Raw genomic sequence first — 21,801 nt, forward strand, 5'->3', positions numbered from 1 at the left:
TCTGCCCAATTGTGTTCGTTCGGCTCTTTTCTCAGCGGCACAAACCCGTTGTTAGAAACCGGAGACCGTAGCGGGGCTGACTCGTTCGCTTCACACAGCCGATTGCTCGGTTGGAGTTGGTCGCGGGGGCAGCGGCCCCGAGCTGGTTGACGAAGGTTTTCATATGCGTTGTTCGTGTTTGGCTTGTTGTTTGCAACAACGTGCCTCCGCTCGACGCATAGCGGCCGGCAGGTTGGCAGTTCCGCTGACAACGGCGGCGATACAGGCGAACAGGAGATTGGGAGGAGACGACATGAACGAACTGGTTCAGGTGTTATTGTTGACGACGATGGCGGGAGCGGCGATTCCGATCGGCGGTGCGATCGCGATGGTCGAGCGGATTTCGCCGCAGTGGCTCGAAGAGGAGTTCCGGCACAGTGTGATCGCCTTTGGCGGCGGTGTGTTGATCTCCGCCGTTGCGTTGGTGCTGGTCCCCGATGGTGTGAAGGCGTTGTCGCTGGGATGGATCGTGGCGGCGTTTGTTGCCGGGGCGATCGTGTTTTGGGGGCTGGAGACCTTGTTGGCGCGATCGCAAAGTTCGGTCGCTCAATTGGTGGCGATGCTGTCCGACTTTATTCCCGAGGCAATCGCGCTGGGAGCGGCGTTCGCGCATGGCGAAAGCACCGGAGCGCTGCTGGCGGTATTGATCGCACTGCAAAACCTGCCCGAGGGGTTTAATGCGTTCCGCGAGCTGAGTGTGAGCGGTAACGTCCGCGGCGGCAAGTTGGTGTTGATGCTCGCCGCCTGTGTTCCGTTGGGGCCGCTGGCCGGTTGGATCGGGTACCATCATCTGGCCGAGTACCCCAGCGTCGTCGGCTTTATCATGCTCTTCGCCGCCAGCGGAATCCTGTACCTGACGTTTCAAGATCTGGCACCGCAGTCCCGCAGCGAGAGCCAGCGTGCGCCGGCGATCGGTGCGGTGTTTGGTTTCCTGTTGGGAGTCGTGGGGCAGGTTTTGCTCGACGGCTGAAATGGGAGCGGCTTCTGAGAACCGTTCGAACTCCAGCCGTTGCGGCCTGCCGTCGAGAGACGCTTACGCCAGGTCGATGAGCATGATTTCGGCGTCGGTCGTGGCGGTGATCTCTAACGTCGATTCGTCGCTGATCGCCGCGCCGTCGCTGGTGGCCATCGCCTGGCCGTTGAGCGCGATCGAGCCGCGGAGGACTTGTAACCAGCCGTGTCTTCCTTCGGCGAGCGGTGTCTGGGCGGAGTGGTTCGCGTCCAGCTTCGACAGGAAAATCCGAGCGTCCTGATGGATCGAGAGCGAACCGTCCGCTCCATCGGGTGAGGCCACCATCCGCAGCGTGTTGGTAAGTTCGCTATCGTCGAAACGCTTCTGCTCATAACTCGGAACAATCCCCGATCGGCTCGGGTGCAGCCAGATCTGATAAAGATGGGTCGGTTCATCGGCCGAAGGGTTGAATTCACTGTGCGTGATTCCCGTCCCCGCGGTGATCCGCTGGAATTCGCCCGGACGTAAGACCTCGCCATTGCCGAGTGAGTCCTTGTGTTCCAACGCCCCCTGCAGCACATAAGTAACGATCTCCATGTCGCGGTGCGGGTGCGTGCCAAACCCACGGCCGGCAGCGATATGGTCCTCGTTGATCACCCGCAAGGCACGAAACCCCATCTGTGCCGGATCGCGGTACGATGCGAAGGAAAACGTGTGGTGTGTGTTGAGCCAACCGTGATCGGCATGCCCACGGTCATCGGCTTTGCGAACCTTGATCATTGCGATACTCCTCTACTTCTCCAATCAAGTCGGCTGTGCGTAAATAGTTTACACGTAAAGCATTGGCGAGTCAAGGAGGAGGCGGTTGGTTCCGGGACAACACCGTTTCTCCCCTTTGGTGCTCCACCTGGTCGACGCGATGGCGTCTGCCGGACATGCCACCAATCGACCCAGGGGACCAGGCGGCCACAGTGACTCGGGGCGTTGAACGAAACCAATTCGTGATGTTGTGGACGGCGACCTGAATCTTAGCAATCTGAAGGACGGATCCGCCATGACGTTCCCGAGTTGCCGCTTTGTCATTCGTTCGGGATGGAGCCGGAACCGAATTGGCCTTTCTTACTGGCCGGTTTGGGGGCCGCGGATCCGTCGGCGGCTTGTGAGTTGAGAGACCAGTCGTAGTCGAGAAACGCGACCGATGTTTCGTTGCGGGAAGCTCGGAGGATCGCCTGTTTGACTCCGTCGTCCTCGACTCGATCGGCTAGCCATGGCAGATAACCGCCGACGGGGGCCCAGTCGCCGCCGTACCAGTCCAACAGCGGACTCAGTCGGAGTGTGTCGCTGGCCGCGTCATAGGTCACGTATTTTGTTTGGTTTGCGAATTGAATGCTCTGGTCCTCTAACTGTTTTGTTAGGCGGGGCCCAGTGTAGGCTTCGGCCCGGATCGCCGGGCAACTCTTCGCAGCGCAAACCAAGGCGACGTGGATACGAGGTTCGCGAAATCGCTTGCGGATCAACTCGTGTTCGATCTCGTTAAGGCTGAACGTTTCGCCGTACAGGATGTGTTCTTTCAGATCAAAAAACTCGGTCCCTTCGACGTTGTAGTTCATCACCGAATCACGAATTTTGTGAGTGATGACGCCATTGATGACAAACGCGTTGTAGGCATTGCAAAACAGTGCCAACTGATCCGCCGACGTGGTCAACTTGCTGGGCTCTGATTCGGAAAGCTGCCGCAAGTAGGTGCGAAAAAGGTGATCGCGAGCGATGCCGTCGTAGTCTACCAACCCGTTCTCGACGTGTGTCTTGAGTAGATAGTCCCATAATGCATGGTCGACGCCCGACGCATCGGGATGCGGCGTCGGTTTGGTCGACAACTGCACCTCTTGAAACGCTTTGGCCGCGACGACGATCGGTACGGAGAACGAAACGATCGCCAGCCAGAAAAAGGGGCCATAATAGGACGCTTTGCTTTTATTCATCGGTTGTGTTCCTGCAATTTGCTTCTGTGATGTGTGGCTTCGCGTCGTCAGACAACTTCGCGTTTTCGAGGTTTGATCAATGGTGAGTTGACGATAGGAAGCGATGCTGACGCATTCTGTTTTGCGATGGGCAAGTCACCTAGATGCAGGATCTCCATCGGGCAGCGAACAATGCACTCATTGCAGCCGACGCAGGGTGAATCCTCCAAAGTGATCGGTTCGCCTTTCAACGCGCTCGATTTGATGTCGATCCCCATCTGGCAGTACTGATTACAAACGTTGCAGTCGATGCACTTGCCTTTCTCCGGCGTGATTTTGAATTGAGACCAGCGTCCCCAAAAGTTCATCCAGAACGCCAATGGACACCACATCCGGCACCACACACGTTGTCCAAGGAACGGATACAGGCCGATTGCGACCGCGCCGGCCAGGGCCGTTCCAACCCACAAGTTGTATTGCCCCAGCGGTCCTTCAAATCCGTAGAGATCGGCGATCGTTGCAACGGTGGCCAACGCGACAAAGATGAAACCCATCCGCTCCATCTTGCGAGGCGTATCACCCTTGGGCCCGCGGTGGCGAAAACCATTGCCGACGGTTTCTGCGAGCGCTCCGCACGAACAGATGTACGAGCAGTAGATCTTTCCCCAGCGAATCGTCACCAGTGGAATCACGATGAAGGTCAGGACAGCTGCCCAAACGACACCGACGACCGCGACGGTATGCCACCAGGCGGGATCGCCGGGCCCAACCGCTGGATCGACGTTGAAAGCTCCCATGTTCAAAGGCCACGCATTCAGCGATCGAGTCAGCAGCGGTGTCCACGGATTGCGACCGATGAAGACAGCAAGGAACGTCGGAATCCCCCACCACAAGGTCCACTGCGTTGCGATGATCGTCAGGTTCCGCCGCCAGATCAGCCGATGGTTTGCCTTGATCGCCCAGTACAAACCGAATCCGGCGATCGCCGAGAAGTAGACCAGGTAATAGAGTCCGTAGGCATTGCTGAAGTACTTCGGGACAACGTTGTACAACCAAGTAAAACCTGGCACAAAGTAGGGGCCATCGCCTGCTGCAGATGGATCGAGTGTGAGGACGTCCGGTGCAACCAGTGATCCTGCATACAGCAAACCGCCGGCGATCAGCATGGAGGTTGAGTGCGGTATGTTGAACAACGCAGCATGCCCGCGCGATTGCATGTTTCCATTGATGAGTTTCAACGCCAGCAGGCTGAGCCAAGCGATTGGCAGGACGGTTCCCGTCAGAAACGCGGCGAAGCCCAGTTGTGTCGGTCCTACGATCGACTCCAACCCTGGTAGCAACAGCTTGCCCTCGCCCGCCGCATCGGGGTGAAACACAAAGTTTTTTGAGTAGAAATAAACGAAGATGCCGACGAGCAAACCGACGACAGACAACGCCAGCCGCTTGCCAGTCCAAACGCCGTCGAGTTCCAGCCCCATATCCATCAGGAAATCGACCGGCGGAAGCGTTCCTATCTGCACGATCACATGGTCGTTCGCCAACGTGTGTGATTGCCCATCGACGTCGATATCGACTTCGTCGTCGCGTATCGCTTTGAGATTGCTCTGGTACAGAATGTTCAGCCGACCATCGCGTTGGGCCTGTTCAATCAACTGGCGATTTTCTTCTTTGGCTCGAAACAGGTCATCGCCGCGATACGAAAGGGTGACCCGGTTGTGTGGCATCAACAGCAGGGCTGCTTCGATCGCCGAGTTCCCTCCACCGACGACCATGATGTCGGCATCGTTGTAGTCTTCCGGAGTGTGCAGTCGGTAGGTGACCTTTGCAGCGTTGTCAGCACCGGGGCACTCGAGTAGTCGTGCCTGACCTTGCCGCCCAACTGCGACCAGCACTTGTTGTGTCGGAAACGATTTCCCCGATTTCGTCTCGACCTCGAACCGCCGCTCTCCAACCTTCCGTACGCGATCAACCTCAGTCTCTTCCTTGATGTGCAACTTCCTTTCGTCAACCAAGCGATTGACTCGGGCCAGAAATTCGTCCTTATCCAAGTCTTCGTCGAAATCGAGCTTGCTCTCATTGCGCACAAACTGCGGCTCGGCGTAGACCTTCTTACCGGGCGGAAAGCTGCGAACGGTACTGGCAATTTTGTTGCGTTCGAGAACGACATACTTCAGCCCCCGTTCCTGCGCCTCCATCGCGGCGGACAATCCGGCAGGTCCCGCACCGATGATGACGAGGTCGAGCCGCCCATCATCCGCCGCCGTCCCATCATCGAATTTCATCTTCGCGATGACGCTGGCGCCCTGATTCGCGGCCACTTTGACCAGCGGCAGCCCCGTGACATCGCCAATGACGTAGATGCCTTTCACGCTCGATTCGTAACGGCCATTGACGATCGGCAGGATTTCCTGCGGCGGGACCGTGGCAAAATAAGACGTCTTCTTGCGGTCCGACTTGGTTACGTTTGCCGCCATCGTACCTCCCTGTACGGATTGAGATTGATTTCGAGAGCGGCGTTTCCTGAAGTTATCAAAGAGCGATCACGCCAACGGACCGATTATGGAATCCGTTCCAATTGCTGTCTGTGAACTGACGCACCAACGGACGACGGAGAGAGAATTGGCGTCTGAGCGTGACGCGGCGACTGAAGCAGCAACGCCAAGACATTGTCGGTAAAGACGGGATCCGCGGTTAGTTTGCGGTGGCTCGTGTGCAGGAACGTGACGCTATCCCAACGAATGGGGGAAGCGGGGCGTGTTGAAACGGCGTCGACAGGCTGCTCGGTCATTACTGCGCTGTGCCGCGTGGTCGTGTCGTCACCGGGCACGCTGTGCGCGACTTCCAGCTGTCCGGATTCCGTGTCGATGGACATCACGGCGGGCGTTTCAATCGCGTCGCCAGCGTACAGATGCAACGTGACTCCCGGCGGTGGCGTCGCCGGAATATCGAGCGACTGGTGGAATTGCTTGGCTTTGAGCAAACACTTGCGTTGATGATCCAGAGCAATACACTCGCGCGCTTCGCGATCAGCAACATCCGGCAACAGTTCTTGCAAGATGGCGTCTTGGTTCGGATCGGCTAATCCCCATTTCATCTGCCGCCACAGCTCTGGATCGTAAAAGTCATATGCTTGATCGGAATTCTTGGCATCGACGAGCGTTTGATGACGCGGCCGCGGTAACATCTGGTAGATCGATGGCATCGTTCCCAACCCCGCCGGTGGATAATAGGGAAGCACGCGCGACAACTGATGTCCATTGACCAGGTCCCGAAGCGCGAACGCCGATCCGGCATTGGGAGTTCCGACCATCACCAACCGCTCCACGTTTCTCGCTCCCTCCCAGTCCAGCGTTGGCAACGAACCATCTTCGGGCAGCTGCTGCGAACCGTACCGTAAGTAATATCGGGAGAGCAGGCCGCCGAGAGAATGCGCCACGATGTCGAATCTGATCTCCGTGTCGGTGATTCCGTACCGGTTTGCGTACTCAGCTCGAATGTATTCACGCTTCTCGGCGATGAATCGATCGAGCAACGCCGCGTTCTCCGCGACGTCTCGCCGCCAGTCGTAGTCGAACTGGAAACAGGTGAAGTGCTCGTCCCCATAATTGAACTCATCCGATTTGGGAGCGGAGGAATCGCGATATCCACCGACGCCGAGGGTTTGAAGTATCTGGTTGTACGCTTGCAGTTCCACCGGTATCCCGAACACGCTCAATTCCAAGTACGCCAGTGTTCCATCGCTGTGAACGCTGTCTCGCAATTGTGACAGCGGAACACCCTGGCCCATCGGCAACGATACCTCTGCAAGATCGTCGGATTGCTGACGACGAAAACGAATCTTGTCGTACTTCCCCCAGACGATCTTACCGGTCTCTTCATCGACCAGCCGTGAACCCAACACGCCCGGGATCACGATCACCGGATTGCGTTCATAGTCGGGCCGCTGCGCCAGAGGGTTGTAGATCGCGGCAAGCGACGAATTGGGATGGTCCGTCGCACAGCCGGGGACAAACAAGAGCAGAGCCAACGCGGGGAGCAACAGACTGTGCGCACGAAGAGAAGATCGAACCGCCATCATGGCATCGATGCAGCAATACGCCACCAGCTGAACCGACCGATGAGACTCGGTTGCATTGTTAACGATCCAATGCAGCGGGGCACGAGCGAACCAAGCAGTGATGGCAAACACCGCCCAGGCGGCAGGAATGGGATTGTCTTTCGTCCATGGTTGCATCATCGAGGTCGTCCGTGACCAATTGAAAGAGACGGTAGCCAAAGCTACGTTTTCGAGCATCAGCAGCGCGATGTGCGAACGGATGCCAGGCTTCCGCTCCGCCATTCGCTATTCAGTGGCCATCGGAATGCATGTTTCCAATCGTCGCATCCGCAGACTGCCGAGTCTGTGAGACTCAACACAATTGCTGGTGAACTGAAGATGTGCCGCGTTGCTAGCAGGAGTTTTCCGGTTGAACGAAGCAGACCGGTTTGTAATTTCCCGTATTCCTCGGGCTGGAAATGCGTCGTCCGATTGAGGTGACACACGGCGACAAACCAAACTCAAACCTCGCCCCGACCATTCTCGCGAGCTGGCTTACGATAGATAGGACGCTTCACGTCACCTGACGTCGTTAAACGGTGAACTGCGACAACGGTGAGGCACTTCACAGACCACAGGCTCCGGTATTTCGTAAATCAATCCTCACCCGTGTGTGTCGGCTCACACAGCAAACGGACTTGCCTAGCCGATAGGAACAAGACAGAAGTTCTGGTTCCTCGTTCCCCCGTGCCAACCTTTCGTAAGGATGCCCAATGTCTCGAAAATTACTCGCCACTGCGTCAGTTGTTGGCATTGCTACGCTTGGATGCTTGCTGCTTTCCGGATGCCGCCAATCGGGAGCCTGCCACAACGGTAGCTGCCCCGCTCCTTCGGCCAGCTATGGATCGCCTTCGCAATCACAACCCGCGTATCAGGGTTCTGGATCGAGCAATTCGACGCTATCGCCTCCAACTCCCGCCCCAACGCAAAACTACTCATCTCCGGGCGGTTCGGGCACACGTTCTGCACCATCTGGCGGCTCGGGCACACGTTAGGCGATCCAGGAACCGAATAGATGATGCGATTCTTGAGGCGGCGGAATGGCAGCCTATTCGCCAACACAAGCGTCTACAAAAAGTTTCCTTGAATTGTGTAAGCATCGCACGGGTACACCGTCTACTCTTGCGAAGTGCTTCACGTTTCCGACGTGACGCAGATACAATTTGCATCCGAAACGAAGTCGGCCCTATGGAAACAGAATTGTCCAGCGATCGAGATCAACAAGTCGCCGGGGCTTCCGTCAAACAGCAACATGCCGCATCTCATCAACCCGTTGCACCGACGCAGCGCTGGCGTCTCGAACGCCCGTCCCACGTGCTGAGGGCATTGCCTGAAGCGATCATCGAAGGGGATTACGGTTGCGCTGCGAGTTGCCAGGAAGCGGGCGATAGGATCGGAGCCGCTCAATGATCGTCCTTCTTGCCCTCGTTGCTGGCGTGTTGCTGGCCTACGCCAATGGTGCGAACGACAATTTCAAGGGCGTCGCCACGCTTTACGGCAGTGACACGACGACGTACCGCCGAGCACTCGTGTGGGCGACGGTAACCACTGCGGCAGGTTCGCTGACCGCCGTTTGGCTCGCTCGCGAACTACTCGAACGATTCTCTGGCAAAGGAATCGTTCCCGACGCGCTGGTCGCTCAGAACGAATTTGGCGTTGCTGTCGCGTTGGCGGCGGGCGTGACGGTGATGCTCGCGAGCCGCCTTGGGTTTCCAATTTCAACCACTCACGCTTTGGTGGGTTCGATGGTCGGCGCGGCGGGGGCCTCAACGTTTGCCGTCGATTGGAATGTTCTTTCGACCAAGCTGATGGCACCGCTGTTGCTAAGCCCACTGATTGCGATCCTCGTAACGGCAGTCCTCTATTTGACGTTTCGTCGAATTCGGATCGCGATGGGGATTACGAAAGAGACCTGTCTTTGCAGTGGCCGCGAGGTCGTCGAGGTCGTTCCATTGGGATCGTGCGCGATGTCGATGTCGCGTGCCGAGGAGCTTTCAATCAGGTTGGGAACCAACGTCAGTTGCCGAGATCACTATGCCGGTAACCTAGTGGGTGTCGACGCGCGGCAGACGCTCGACACGATGCATTTTCTTTCCGCAGGAATGGTGAGCTTTGCGCGTGGACTAAATGACACGCCAAAGATCGCCGCGCTGCTTCTGATTGTTCCCGCTCTGAATTCCCTGACCGCGACAGTCGTCTGCGGCTTGGCGATCGGCATCGGCGGCTGGTTCGGTGCGAAGAAGATCGCCGAGAAGCTGAGCCACGGAATTACTGAAATGAACGCAGGCCAGGGATTCTCCGCAAATCTCGTCACGTCGATCCTGGTCGTCTTCGCAAGTCGCTGGGGCTTGCCCGTATCGACCACTCATGTTTCGTGCGGCGCACTGTTTGGCATCGGAAGCCTAACCGGTCAAGCGAACTGGAAGTCGATAGCTCATATCTTGCTCGCCTGGGGCACAACCCTACCCGCCGCTGCGCTAATCGGCTGGCTCGTCTTCAACGCGTTAACGTAGCCCAGACCACGCGTTTTCATCCAAATTTCGACACGATAAAGCCGCTGAACACTCGGTGCAACGCGATCGCGAGGTATCTCGCCACCTCCGATAACGCGATTCCTCTGCTGCACGATGCCCCTCTGTCGGCAATGATCGGATGCACCGTCGCCCCAAGACGCCAATAAATACTGAAGACTAAGCAGGTTGGGTGTTTCGAGAACCTGTAGACCGGTGATCGACCTGCACAAGCAGTAAAGCGAGTGAGCGCGAAGATTTTTGGAACAAGGCCCACGAGAAGGGAAACCAGCTCGATTCCCCGGCCCCCCCTGATTTTTTTGCATGGTGTGGGCAATAAAACGTCTGCAGCAACTCCGATGTCGAGTTTACGAACGGCTATGTCATCAGCCCAGGGCGGTATACGAACTCTGTAAACACCGCATCGATGTCGGCAGCAACCATCGTTATAGGCCCCTCGGTGGGCGAAACAATCCTGTTCGACCTGTGACAGAGGAACCATTTTTAGGACAGGCATCGCACGGCGATCACGGTGTTGACGAAAACTGGAGGCTGGACTGGTGCCGGGCGGATTGGCGGTTGTGATGGATCTTACTGGGACGCAAATTAGCTTGCGGTGACCTCGATTCTCACGGTGACTTTACAACGGTAGCCGGATTCGTGCGAGGATTCTGGTGAGAGGGAGCGTTAGGAGGTCACCCCGTCGGCTCAGGAGCGACGGTTGGCTTGCTCCTTAGCGATTGCGTGCTGGGTCATATTGTTCATCGCAAAGAAATTGCCGCGGAGGCGGTGAGAATGCAGCATTCGGTCGATTCGGGGCTGCCAGGCTTCGACATTTGTCTCCAGCCTACTGAAGATTTCCTTAATCGTCGCGTTCATGTTGGCTTTGCCATTGCGGTACATCCGGCCGGTGTAATCGACCAACATCATATAACTGCCCAGTGGAAACGTTTCCAATATTCCCTCTCGGCTGCACTTATCTTTCACGCTGCGACCTTCGATCGGGACCAGCCAGAGATCCTGCTCCATCGAACCGGCTAAATCACTAGCAGCAACCGTCCCCTCCCGTGCCGCTCGAAGCCTAGGGAGTTGTCCCTTGCAGCGAACATGATCGACGCGTTGCTTGATCGATGTGTGGCAGCTTTGTTCAGGCGTGTTGGCAATTCCAGCTGCTAAGGGGTTGAGGTCGATGTAAGCGCACGTTGCCAACAGCGCTTCGTTATCGATGATCGCTATGCTTTTGTAACGTCCCTCCCAAAACGTCCCGCGACAGTGATCTGCTCGATTCGCCAATCGCGCCAGAGGTTCCTTGAGCGACTTTATGAACCAACCGAGATTTTTCAGCTGGTTGCGAAGTTCCATCACTCGATTTTTCTCTTTGGCATACTGTTCGATCCAGTTCGTCACAGCTTTTTCGTTGCTGAAGTCGAGCGTCTTCGGCGGATAAACGGCAATCCATCGCCGAATCACATCGGATGCGAACCATTCGTCGGCAACCTTCGGGTCCAAGCGACACAGCACGTGCAAGTGGTTGTTTAGAATCGCAAACCCACCGACCGAGAGGGCAAAGTTCTCAGTCAACTTTTGCAGCCGATCTTCGATCCAGTGCTTTCGGTCGTGGTTGCCATCAACCATCAACCATCAAGAACACTTGTCGAACACACCGGGAAATGCAATGGTACCAACGCGTTGTTGACGGATCGACCAGAAGATTTCGAGCTATTGTCATTGCAACGTCTCCAGAAACCTGCCCCGTAACTATATTCTACGCAACCGCAGGTTTATTGTACCAGTCGGCGTACCTGTCCTTCACCCTTTCTCACCCTTTTTGCCTTTCCTTTTCAATCGTGTGAATCCTCTTCGACCCCGACTCTCTTGGACTCGTCTGGTTTGAACATTTCCCCGTCAACGATCACCACGCGATCCATCTCCATCCAAATGTCGGCCGTTCTGCAATCCACATCGTCAACTTCCCAACGGGTTCCATCATCGAGAGTGATTTGGCGACCGCCATATTTGACTTTGGCAATGACGCCAGCCTTTACAAGCGACTGTTGTTGTCCACTTTCAGCATTTGCTTTCGCGACTGCCTCTAACCTCTGTTGAGCGTTCAAATAGAGCAATTGCGGGTCTTTTGCCCTATAGCCTTTCAACCCGTTCGTCGGACAAGGGCCAGCTTCTGTCAATTCGAGATAGTAGGTCCAACCTAGCGAAGTGAGTTCATTGTCTTTGTCGACCAAACGTCTCCGACGAATCGCCTTCAACGTCCGACATTGAACGAAACCTCGAAAGACATGGTCTTGGGCAATGTAGCAAACGGCTAAATGCATCTCTGCTGATAGTCGATACTTCTGCTGAATGAAGTACTGGTCCATGGCTGTGGGTACGGATTGATTATTCATGGATTGAGCGGATGGCTTCTTCGATTCGATCTCTTGCGGATTGTGAAAGACGTGTTAGGCCGATGCTTCTTGCTACGGAGACTGCTGGATCAGTTTCAGTCAGCAATTCGCTTTCACATTGAATTAGACCCGTTAGCTCTGCGATCGAGATTTCGTCAACACTTCGACGATCATCGTCGGATTTGGCGGGCCGAAACTTGACGACCGGCTGGGATGCGTCGCTTGCCCAAAGGAACCGTCCGGTTGATTCGTCTGTTGAAAGGACATCACCAAGTAGGTCAAGAATGCGGCATTGAATGTTCGCCCCCGTTCGAGCAAATCCGTGAGCTCTGGCGATCTGCTTGGCGAGGACGTCATCTCGTATGGGTGCTTCGTTTCGCAAGACCTCCATCGCCATTTGCCTCAAGTCATCATCATACGATGAATCAAAGAAACGATCTTGATTGCCGACCGCATCGGCCAACTTCACGCGTGCGTAGTAAATTGTGGATTCAGACTCGGGTGCAGATGCCACTGTAGGCGTCGGGGCAGACTGCACCGGCTTAAGTTCGATACTTGGGACCGGTTCCTGAATGTCCGGTGTGTTTGCTTGCTGTGTTGCCCTCGCCTCTTCGAGGAGTCTGGAAAGCTGCTGGTCCAATGTTTCGGAGGCTGACTTGGCATCGTACCACCAGTCGGGTGACCAAACTCGCAAGATGTTCCAGCCGAGATTCTCCAGCACCATTTGCCGAGTCTTATCACGATCACGTGCAACCGCACTTCGGTGGTAGGTCGCTCCATCGCATTCGACTCCGGCCAAAAAGGCACCTGGCTTATCGGGATGTCGAATGCCCAGATCAACGCGAAATCCGGACACTCCAACTTGAGGCACGACTTGCCAGCCCTTGCATTGCAGGACTTCAGCAACAGCCTCCTCGAACGGCGAATCGAATCCGCCGACGCTTCCTTCGGTTCGCGCCGCGATCGCTTCGGGACCCTTCTCTGCATAGTCCAGGAAAGCCTTCAGATCAGCAACGCCGCGAGCTTTTGAGCGTTCCGCATTCAGCTCATCGGCCTTGAAGGATGAAAAGACCACCAGTTCTTGGCGAGCTCTTGTAACGGCAACGTTCAATCGCCTCTCGCCTCCATCGCGGTTGAGAGCACCGAACGTTACCGGAATACTCTTGCCTGAAATGTCACGACCGAACGTGATCGAAAACAGCATCACGTCTCGCTCGTCACCTTGAACGTTTTCCAAGTTTTTGACCACCGTGGGTTCGATGCGTTCGTCGGCGAAGTACCAATCGAGCTCTGGGAAATCTCGCTGAGCTTGATCGAAGAGGTCCTGGATCAGAGACTGTTGTTGACTGTTGAAGGTGATGACACCGAACGTCAAACGCTTTTCCTCCGGCAACTGGAGATTGCGTTTCATTCGTGCGACCGCATCGCGGACGATTGCTTCGGCTTCTTTGCGATTCGTTCGACTTTTTCCACGATCGTAGACCGCTTCGGGGAGATGGACGAAAGAAACTCCGCGGTCGTCGGACTCTGCTGCTGGAAACGTAACGAGATTATTGCCGTAGTAGTTCCAGTTCGAGAAGGCAATCAACGATTCATGTCGGCTCCGGTAGTGCCAATTCAACTGCAACGTCGGCAGCCCAGATGCTTTCGCCTCATCGAGAATACTCTCAAGATCTTTGTCGTGATCCTCGATCTCATCATTGGTCTCATCGTCATCGGTGCGACCAAAGAAATTGGTTGGAGGTAACTGTTTGGGGTCGCCAACGATGATCGTTTGCCGGCCACGAGCGATCGCTCCGACAGCGTCCCAAGTCGTGATCTGTGATGCCTCGTCAAAAATCACGACATCAAACAAGGCTTGATCCGCAGGCAAGTATTGCGCGATGGAAAGCGGTGACATCAATAAGCACGGTGCCAGCTTTCCAAAGGCTTCCGGCATCGAACCGATGACTTCGCGAATCGACTTGCTGGGACGAGTCAGTCCGATTTGGTGACGTAGCAGACCGAGTTCGCTTTTCTTGGGGATGCCCTCCACAGGCAGATTATGTGCAATCGATTGCTTGGCTCGCGATGCGGCCGCCGCCCGGGCTTGTTCGTCCAACGCTCGGAAGTCGGCGATGACGTCCTCATGTTTGAAACGTTGAAATGATCGAAGCACCTCGTCACGATCGATGACGCCACGAATCCACCATTGCGAGTAGGCGAGACGAAAACGGTCCACCAAATCATGTGCATCGAGTTCGCCATTCTCCAAAGCCTTCACGAACGGATTCAGGCCCGCAGTCTTTGCCGCCTTCTTCACTTCGCACCAAGACGTCCACCGTTGAAGACTGCTTCGATTCGTTTCAATCTGCTGTGCGGCGGCAAGCGAGGTTTCGACACAATCCCGCGTTTCTTTTGCCAAGGGCATCCCACCGGACACTTTCGCAAACGCATTGACACCCACCAAGAACGCTTGGGTCGCTTTGAGAAAGTGGGCGGCGGAAAGGAAGAGCGGCGAATCGATGTTCTTTCCGTTGATGTGAGGATGAACGGCTTTCGAGATCTCGTTTGTTGTCCCCAGCAACTTGCCGGCTGCGACGATTGCACTGCGCAGTTTCCCTGCCTTTGTCAATTGTACGTCGACCTTCGCCGTGTCTGTCTTCGTCGCATCCCAGTGAAGTGTTTGGTTCGCAAGCGGACTGGCGGCAATGATTGCCAGTTGACGGCGAACGTTGCGAATCGCTGCAATATCCGTCTCCGGATTCGCAACGCCGCTGGACGCGTATGTCTGCAACAGGCGAGCGAATTTTCGCTTCGCGAACCATGACATTGGATAGAACGCCGAAACTGCCTGACGCCAACCATGGTCAATTTCATCCAACGGAATTGCGTCAAGTGAATCTGCGTAGTCGGCGTTCATGGATTGCACCGCGCCCTGGTAAGCGTCGATGGCTTGATTCAACTCCGCTTTGGCAGTGGGAAATTTGGCGAATTGCTTGTGGAACAGAATCCGAACATCCTCGTCAGCACAATTGATCAGCGACTTCGCTAGCAGATTCAGCGCATCCATTTCGGCAAGCGAACAATCCAGCCGCTGACCGATACCGATTTCCTTTGCAAATGAGGCCAATGTATCCCGCAAGTTCGTCGCAACACTCTGCAGTTGTTTGCACTGAGCAAGAAGCGATTGTTCCCACGAAGCCGACCATTGTGTGTGCTTGATCATCGGCAACGTCGACGACCGATCAATCGCGTCGTAGTTAAGCGAAAGTGATTCAATGGTGCGAGCGAGGTGTTGATATGCATCACGGTCATGCTTGACAGTATCAGCCCATTCAAATTTGGGCGTTGGTTGATCGCCTCCCTTGACGCAGGTCCCCATCGCTTCGAAGGCTGACCATCCGTTGGGATGAGTTAGGTGGATCGAAGCGACGTAGGCATTCAATTCGTCACGGCGAATCTTCAAGCGTTCGCTGATGCTGAGCCAATCGTTCTGGCTGACTCGACGATTGTTTTGCCAAGCAGAGTCCAACTGCCCAAGAAACTTGCGTCGCTCGGCCTTGTTGCTGTGCAATTCGAGACAGCAATCACCAAGACCGTGTTCCTTCAGTCGCCTGTAAACAACGTCCAACGCAGCCGTCTTTTCCGCCACAAACAAAATTGTTTTTCCCACGGCCAAACACTGCGAAATAATGTTGGCAATCGTTTGACTTTTGCCCGTCCCTGGCGGCCCGACCAGAACAAAATCTTGCCCTTCTGATGCGGCCATGACGGCGGCCAGCTGAGATGAGTCGGCGGGCAGCGGATGATAGATATCCTTGGGGGCGAATCGAACGTCGATCTGTTGCGGGTTCGGAATCGAACCACCGCCCGATTCAAACGCCTTCTCCGGATTGTCAACCAAGTGGCGGACAACACGGTTTTGTTTTAAGGTTCCGATGCGATCAACGAGATCTTTCCACATCAGATATTTTGCGAACGAAAATGTTCCAATCGCCGACTCGTCGACGACTTCAAAGCCAGGGATGTCGCGGACTTCTCGCCGCATCCTCTCCAGAATTTGCGGTACATCCACGCCACTCTCGTCGCACGGAAGATCGGACTCAAAGAACGACAAGTCACGAGCAAAATCCTTCTTGAGCAATTGGATCAGCGTCGCGTTGAACCGAACGTCGTCCTCATGCAGCGTCAGGTGAAATGGCGACAACGCACTCTTGCGAGTCAGCTTGACCGGGACCAACAGCAACGGCGCTCGATAGGATTTGGCGTCATCTGGCTTTTGCTTCCAACGTAAGAAGCCAACCGCCAGAAACAGCGTGTTCGATCCGCCTTCGGAGAGGTCGTTCCTGACGTTGCGATAGATTGTGGTTAAACGGCCAGACAGTTCGTGCTCTGATAGCGAGCATGAAACTTCATCACGATCCAAAGCACCGCGAGCAAATTCGGTGTTGAGATCTTGATTGGTTCGTTGCCGGTGGGTTTCCGCATCTCGCTCACCAAGCGGATTCTGCTGCGGCAATGAAATCAATCGTAGCTTCCTGCCCGCCGCCAAACGGTCTTCGAGCAGAGAAATATCGGGACAAACAATGGGAACGGATTGTTTGTTGGGTTTGAAGTTCAACAGGCGATTGCGAAGCGACAAATCCAATAACTTTCGTTGCCAGCGGTCGATGCGACCTTCTGGCGTCGCAGGCTTGTCATCGGATTCGTCTATTGCGATGTCGTTGATGGCTGGCGCGGCCGGCAACGGAAGCGGTCCACGCTCTACTTGTGGCTCATCGGTGGATTGTGATGCGGCTTGGTGCGAGGCTAGTGGTCGGATCTGAGCCGTTCGCGCGCGTCCAATATCGATCGTTGCCTGATACTCATTCTCTTTGGCTTCGCTGGTCGATGCGGCGGCGGTTCTCACCGCGTCTTCAAACCGGGCCGGCGGCCGTCCAGTAACGAGTGTTGTCTCAAAGGTGATGAGCTCTCTAGCCGCGATCGCCTTGCGAATTTCGCTGCAATCTCGTTCGATCACATGCCCGAGAGTCTTTTCAACTAGCCACGCACCGACGAAACAGTGACCTTCAACCATCACCACGACGGGGTTGAGACCAACAGCTTCGATCGCAGCGGCGAACAACAACGTGCTGTCGAGACACGTCGCTAACCCATCCGCCATCACGGTGGCCGGCCTACGCGTCTTCTGTCCAACTAATTCAAAACTTCGTGGCGGGTTCGCGTAGGTCAATGAACGAGATGCAACCGCTGACCAAAGTGCTGCAACCAGCATGTAAGCACGGCGAGGGTCACGGCTTTGGTAACCATCCAATGCCGCGTCATGCCCATGCTTCGCCAACACATCACTCGCGATTTTCAATACCTTGGCGATCGCCGGATCGTTTGGCATCACAAAAGCAGCCAACAACTCCCCACCTGAATTCAAACCACCCCACTCGTCTCTCGCCAGCACGCGTAGTTCTTTCTCTGTCGTCGCAACAACCACATCACCGCGCGTGAGCGTGAACGTCAGGATTCCACGCTCGGCTTCGTTCAAACCATTCAGATATTCAGCATCCAATTGAACATCACGATCGCGGAGCACATTATCCGAATTCGCATCCACGCGATCCAAGACCCAGTGCTTGGGCCGAATGAAACGAGGCGATGATGTGACCGACAAACGCAAGTATTGCATCGCTTCAGCGGTATCATTATGGACTTGTAATGCCCTCAGCAACGGGACAGAATTTTGCCATGAGGCGAAGTTCAAGGTGGACGCCACGTCCGCCTCGATTTCAACGCATCGGTTTCCGGACGGTTCAAGCGATTCATCATTGTTTTGCATCTACTGCCACATCCTCGCTACTGACAAGTTTTCAAACGGGATTATAGTCAGACTCCTGCATAGAATCACCCAGAAGTGGCAATCCATGAGCCCGTTTTGCGGCTGCTTTCGCTGAAGACACCGGTTAGCGCAACTGCGCCGATTTGACAAATCTTCCCGATTATTCGTTGCCGTATCGAATCACGACTCAGCCGGTTCGTTTGCTGTAGCCTGCACCTACAGCAGGCTTGTGCGTTTCAAGCCGATGCCGATTTCATTTACCAGGGCAGAGGTTAGCTGCTGTGTTTGCGGCGTTTTTTCAAACCCGATCGGGCACCGCTCGGAAATGCTTTCAATCCAGCATAGATTCTCGGTTCAAGATTTGGTTTGCTGGTCTCTTCTACCGAAAACAGGGACGTTATGAGCGAATATCAATACGTGGTCTTTCGTGCCATCGACCGGCCACTGGACGACAAGCAACTCGCGTTCGCCGAAAAACAATCGTCGCATTCCGAACTTTCGCGATGGGAGATGTCGGTCGAGTACCACTACAGTTCGTTTCGTGGTGATGTCGATGGTTTGCTGCGTCGCGGGTTTGATCTTCACCTTGCCTATACCAATTATGGCGACCGCGAGATCCGATTGCGATTGCCCAGCGGTCTTCCGTTCCCTCAATCGACAATCACGCCGTTTCTTACGTGCGGAAGTTTCGAGTGGGAGCAAGACGCCAAGGGGATCGGCGGTATCCTTTCGGTGGCCCCCTTTCATGAATCAGGCGATATCGAAGAGGTTTGGGATTTCGATGACTACTTGGATTCGCTTGCGAAAGTGCGTGAGCAATTAATCGTCGGCGATCTGCGTGCGTTGTACCTTTTGTGGCTGTGCGCGGCCTACGAGGACAATGAAGACCCGGCGGAGATGATCGAGCCACCGGTACCGCATGGTCTCGACAATCTGCCTGCGCTGAGCACCAGCTTGCTTCCCTTCTTCGGACTCGATCCGTTGATCCTGAAGGCAGCAGCGAAAGGTGTTCCCGGATTCGACTCAAACGCCAACGGCGAAGATCCGATTCAAGACTGGTCGCAATCGATCCCCGAGGCGCGTTCACGCGTATTGCTACAGCGGTTCTTGAAAGAGGATCCCGTTTCGGTCAAAGCCGAACTGTTAGCCGAAATTCGCGCGTCGGGATCGGTCGTTGATTGGCCCACGACGGTGCGAGGGGGGACGCTTGATGAATTGCTCGATGCCACAGTGGAACTGCGAGAAGAGGCAAACAGAATCCAGGAACAGAAGCAGCAGGCGAAAGCGAAGCGAGAGGCAGCCAAGGCAGAGAAAGAACGCCTGGCCAGAATGGAAAAGATGAAGGCCGCTCCGAAAACCTGGTTAGCCGAAGCCGAGAAAACTGTTAACGCCAGAGGCACCGCCAATTACAAAGCCGCTGCCGACATCCTCGCCGACCTTCGCGAGGCGGTTGGTGGTGAGAAGGGGAATCAGCTTGCTCGCGATTGCGCCACCAAGCTTGCCAAAGCCCACCCAACACTCAACATGCTCAAGTCGGCGCTGAGAAAACGAGGACTGTTTGAATGAGCGAGTGACGTCGTTTGTTTCGTCACTCCATTGGAGCGACCGCTCCGTCACGCAACCTGCTTGGGCTGGTGCTGGATTCCGGCAACCCGCCCACCAGCCCCAAGCCTACGACAAGCAGGGCAGTCAAACAGCATTACAAACACCGCCTTTGTAGTGAACCTGTTGCTTGTTTTTTCCGTAATGTCTCCGAAGCAAACTCTCATCTTCGGATTCTGGCATTTTCATGCATCAACACACGCACGAATTGACGCTCGGCGTTGCGTTCTTCCTCGGCGCGCTGCACGCACTGGAACCTGGGCATGGCAAGACCGCAATGTTGGTCTACCTGTCGGGCGAGCGACGTAGCTATTGGCATCCGCTGGTGATGGGCCTCTCCAGCGGTCTGGCCCATTCGGTCTCCTTGATTGCCATCGCGATGGCCGTCCATCTGACGCATCATTTAATCACCGGCGATCATCATCATGACAACGAGGCGATGACGGCGACGTTGCAGTGGATCAGTGCCGGTTTGGTTCTCTGTGTAGGAACTTGGATGTTGTGGGGCGCTTACCGCGCCAAACCGGCAAAGAAGTGCGGCTGCCGACACCATCGCGATGAAGATTGCGATGCAAAACCACGCTCGGCAAAATCAAGCTACTCGATGAGTGCCCTGCTTGGTGTCGCGTTCGGCTTGCTCCCCTGCCCTTCGGCGCTGGCGGCCTACTTCACCAGCATGTCCACCGGTTCGCCCGTGGCCGCCTATGCCGTGATCGGTCTGTTCGCCGCCGGTATCGCCAGTTCACTAACCTGCGTCGGCATGTTACTGCAACGATTCGGTGGCAGCTTGATTCGCGAAGAGAGCCGACTGGCCAAACTGCCATGGAGCTACATTCGCGCCATCCTGATCTTGGGCGTTGGCCTCTTCTACGCCGCGCGAGTCGCTATGGCGGGCTGAGTTCACTTTCCCTTTCAATCCTTTCTACGCAATGCTCTCGCTGGAACTTCTCGACAGAGTCATTCCAGTGAGGAATCCCGGCTACGACCCTGACTGGAAGTTTGGCGGTAGTGCGACTACTGCTCACTTCATTCTTCCGCACGGTTGCCCGCCGAAATGGGTTGGTCCGCGTTCAAAGAGATCCATGCATCCGGATTGGCTGCGATTGCGATGGTTAGTTCTCGCCAAGACGACGCCATTTGTTCCGCCGGCATGAAGGGACGCTTGCCGTTGTTCCATTGGATCAACGTGTTGCGGCGGTAATCGATGCCCAGTCGCTTGACGACATCCAGCTCGTACTGCCGAATCCAATCCAATAAATCGAGCAACAGCATCGCAGTTGGATCGCGTTGTTGGGCGTCCGGAAATTGAAAGTCGGGCAGATCGTTAGTAGACCACGGCGGGCAATCCAAGCGAGACTTTGACGAATACTTCGGCGTGAAACCGTAGCGTCCGATAAACATTCCGCCCCGCAGGTCGTCACCAATGTAGATGCCGAACCCACGGAGCGTGATTCTCGTGCGATCGTTGATTGCCAACGTATAGACGCTGGAACATTCCTTGCGGTGTTCCGGAGGTGTGGTGCGCTCGAATCCGATCTCGAGCAACCAGTTTCCCTCGGGCCGCTTCACGTCTTGTCCCCAGCACCAGATCTGTTGACTCAACAAACCAGTTGCCCAAGCGCGGTCGATCATGGCGACGTCTCATACAGGGGGACCCAATCGGGAATACTTTGCCGTCGCGATGCGTGCTGCTCCCCTGGCGCAGCTGCAATGGCGAACAGCCTACCGACCGCATCGGCACCGATGACAACGAGATCGAATGTACCCGGTGGTGTAGGCATTACTCAGCTACCTTTGTGGCCGGCTTCGCCTCACAACATCCGCATAGACATCCGTACCTTCGGTTCAACAGGTGAGCGGAGACCAGCAGGATGCCGCCCAGTGGTGTGATCCAAGGGACGATTGCCGTCAGGAAGTTCGGTGAGACAACCGATGCGGTGACAATGCTCGGATTGGATTGGTTGTTGCTTTCAGTCTCTGCGGTCGCGTTCACGGCGCAGTGTTCACAGCAGGCATCCGCGCACGCCGTGGCAGCGACTTCGGTTCCTGCGGGGGACTCGCAAGCCGCACAGCAATCCCCGGCGAATCCGAACGCGGCGAAGGTGATCAGCGAAAGGCCGACGATCGCGATCGCGCCGGGCGTCCAGCGACGATGTTTGCGAAAACCGGGCACAAACGCCGCCAGTGCGATCACGAAACAGGCCAACGCCATCCAGCGATGGAAACCTTCATCGGCGAGGAAACTGAGTCCCAAAGCCGGCAGGAACGCAATCACGAAAGGCATAGCGGCGCAGTGGATCGCGCAGCCGATCGAGGCGACGATCCCGATCCAATCCTGCCATCCGAAGTTGGCTGACGAGCTGTCCGTGAGCCGTGATTCCGATCCGCGCGGGCCGATCGATGTTGTTTGCATTGCATCATCCATGT

The 21,801-nt window shown here is 55.7% G+C and carries 14 protein-coding genes and 1 pseudogene; 5 read left to right on the forward strand and 10 right to left on the reverse strand.

Annotated features, from left to right (window positions below):
- Nucleotides 1-292 precede the first annotated feature (292 nt).
- The gene (locus EC9_RS10945; RefSeq protein WP_145345027.1) at nucleotides 293-1,009 is read left to right on the forward strand and encodes a ZIP family metal transporter; all 717 of its coding nucleotides are present in this window, start codon (nucleotides 293-295) and stop codon (nucleotides 1,007-1,009) included.
- 63 nt (nucleotides 1,010-1,072) lie between these two features.
- Here EC9_RS10945 and EC9_RS10950 read toward each other — a convergent pair whose 3' ends face one another.
- From EC9_RS10950 to EC9_RS10965, 4 genes are all read right to left on the reverse strand, one after another.
- Nucleotides 1,073-1,771 (reverse strand): pirin family protein, encoded by a 699-nt coding sequence (locus tag EC9_RS10950; protein WP_145345030.1) that lies wholly within the window; start codon nucleotides 1,769-1,771, stop codon nucleotides 1,073-1,075.
- A gap of 299 nt (nucleotides 1,772-2,070) precedes the next feature.
- Nucleotides 2,071-2,973 (reverse strand): DUF547 domain-containing protein, encoded by a 903-nt coding sequence (locus EC9_RS10955; RefSeq protein WP_145345033.1) that lies wholly within the window; start codon nucleotides 2,971-2,973, stop codon nucleotides 2,071-2,073.
- A gap of 47 nt (nucleotides 2,974-3,020) precedes the next feature.
- On the reverse strand, nucleotides 3,021-5,426 hold the full coding sequence (locus tag EC9_RS10960; RefSeq protein ID WP_145345036.1) for an NAD(P)-binding domain-containing protein: 2,406 nt from the start codon (nucleotides 5,424-5,426) through the stop codon (nucleotides 3,021-3,023).
- A gap of 83 nt (nucleotides 5,427-5,509) precedes the next feature.
- On the reverse strand, nucleotides 5,510-7,189 hold the full coding sequence (locus EC9_RS10965; RefSeq protein ID WP_218934726.1) for a lipase/acyltransferase domain-containing protein: 1,680 nt from the start codon (nucleotides 7,187-7,189) through the stop codon (nucleotides 5,510-5,512).
- A gap of 1,265 nt (nucleotides 7,190-8,454) precedes the next feature.
- Here EC9_RS10965 and EC9_RS10975 point away from each other — a divergent pair.
- Nucleotides 8,455-9,561 (forward strand): inorganic phosphate transporter, encoded by a 1,107-nt coding sequence (locus EC9_RS10975; RefSeq protein WP_145345045.1) that lies wholly within the window; start codon nucleotides 8,455-8,457, stop codon nucleotides 9,559-9,561.
- A 705-nt stretch (nucleotides 9,562-10,266) separates the two neighbouring features.
- Here the strand turns inward: EC9_RS10975 and EC9_RS10980 are convergent.
- The 3 genes from EC9_RS10980 to EC9_RS26950 all read right to left on the reverse strand — a co-directional run bounded on the left by EC9_RS10980 (nucleotide 10,267) and on the right by EC9_RS26950 (nucleotide 15,324).
- The gene (locus EC9_RS10980; protein WP_145345048.1) at nucleotides 10,267-11,193 is read right to left on the reverse strand and encodes a hypothetical protein; all 927 of its coding nucleotides are present in this window, start codon (nucleotides 11,191-11,193) and stop codon (nucleotides 10,267-10,269) included.
- 206 nt (nucleotides 11,194-11,399) lie between these two features.
- Complete coding sequence (locus EC9_RS10985) at nucleotides 11,400-11,960, reverse strand: hypothetical protein (RefSeq protein ID WP_145345051.1); 561 nt, start codon at nucleotides 11,958-11,960, stop codon at nucleotides 11,400-11,402.
- Nucleotides 11,953-15,324, reverse strand: coding sequence for a DUF3320 domain-containing protein (locus EC9_RS26950; RefSeq protein ID WP_246106071.1), 3,372 nt, complete (start codon nucleotides 15,322-15,324; stop codon nucleotides 11,953-11,955). The genes EC9_RS10985 and EC9_RS26950 overlap by 8 nt, the downstream gene beginning before the upstream one ends.
- A 36-nt stretch (nucleotides 15,325-15,360) precedes the next feature.
- On the opposite strand from EC9_RS26950, the gene EC9_RS26955 reads away from it, so the two are divergent.
- Nucleotides 15,361-15,702: a hypothetical protein gene (locus EC9_RS26955; RefSeq protein ID WP_246106072.1), complete on the forward strand. Its 342-nt coding sequence runs from the start codon at nucleotides 15,361-15,363 to the stop codon at nucleotides 15,700-15,702.
- Here EC9_RS26955 and EC9_RS27280 read toward each other — a convergent pair.
- Nucleotides 15,604-17,772: pseudogene (locus tag EC9_RS27280) on the reverse strand (DUF4011 domain-containing protein); the annotation flags it as partial. The gene EC9_RS26955 and the pseudogene EC9_RS27280 sit on opposite strands and share 99 nt — an antisense overlap.
- Nucleotides 17,773-18,171: 399 nt before the next feature.
- Between EC9_RS27280 and EC9_RS10995 the strand changes: the two are divergent.
- Nucleotides 18,172-19,338: a hypothetical protein gene (locus tag EC9_RS10995; protein ID WP_145345056.1), complete on the forward strand. Its 1,167-nt coding sequence runs from the start codon at nucleotides 18,172-18,174 to the stop codon at nucleotides 19,336-19,338.
- Nucleotides 19,339-19,561: 223 nt separating this feature from the next.
- Entirely contained in the window at nucleotides 19,562-20,272 is a 711-nt protein-coding gene (locus EC9_RS11000) for a HoxN/HupN/NixA family nickel/cobalt transporter (RefSeq protein ID WP_145345058.1), read from the forward strand.
- Between the two features lie 128 nt (nucleotides 20,273-20,400).
- Here the strand turns inward: EC9_RS11000 and EC9_RS11005 are convergent, their stop codons facing one another.
- Nucleotides 20,401-21,006 (reverse strand): hypothetical protein, encoded by a 606-nt coding sequence (locus tag EC9_RS11005; protein WP_145345061.1) that lies wholly within the window; start codon nucleotides 21,004-21,006, stop codon nucleotides 20,401-20,403.
- Nucleotides 21,007-21,154: 148 nt separating this feature from the next.
- Nucleotides 21,155-21,799: a MerC domain-containing protein gene (locus EC9_RS11010; protein WP_246106073.1), complete on the reverse strand. Its 645-nt coding sequence runs from the start codon at nucleotides 21,797-21,799 to the stop codon at nucleotides 21,155-21,157.
- Nucleotides 21,800-21,801: the final 2 nt, after the last annotated feature.

The sequence above is a fragment of the Rosistilla ulvae genome, from assembly GCF_007741475.1.
Classification (GTDB): Bacteria; Planctomycetota; Planctomycetia; order Pirellulales; family Pirellulaceae; genus Rosistilla; species Rosistilla ulvae.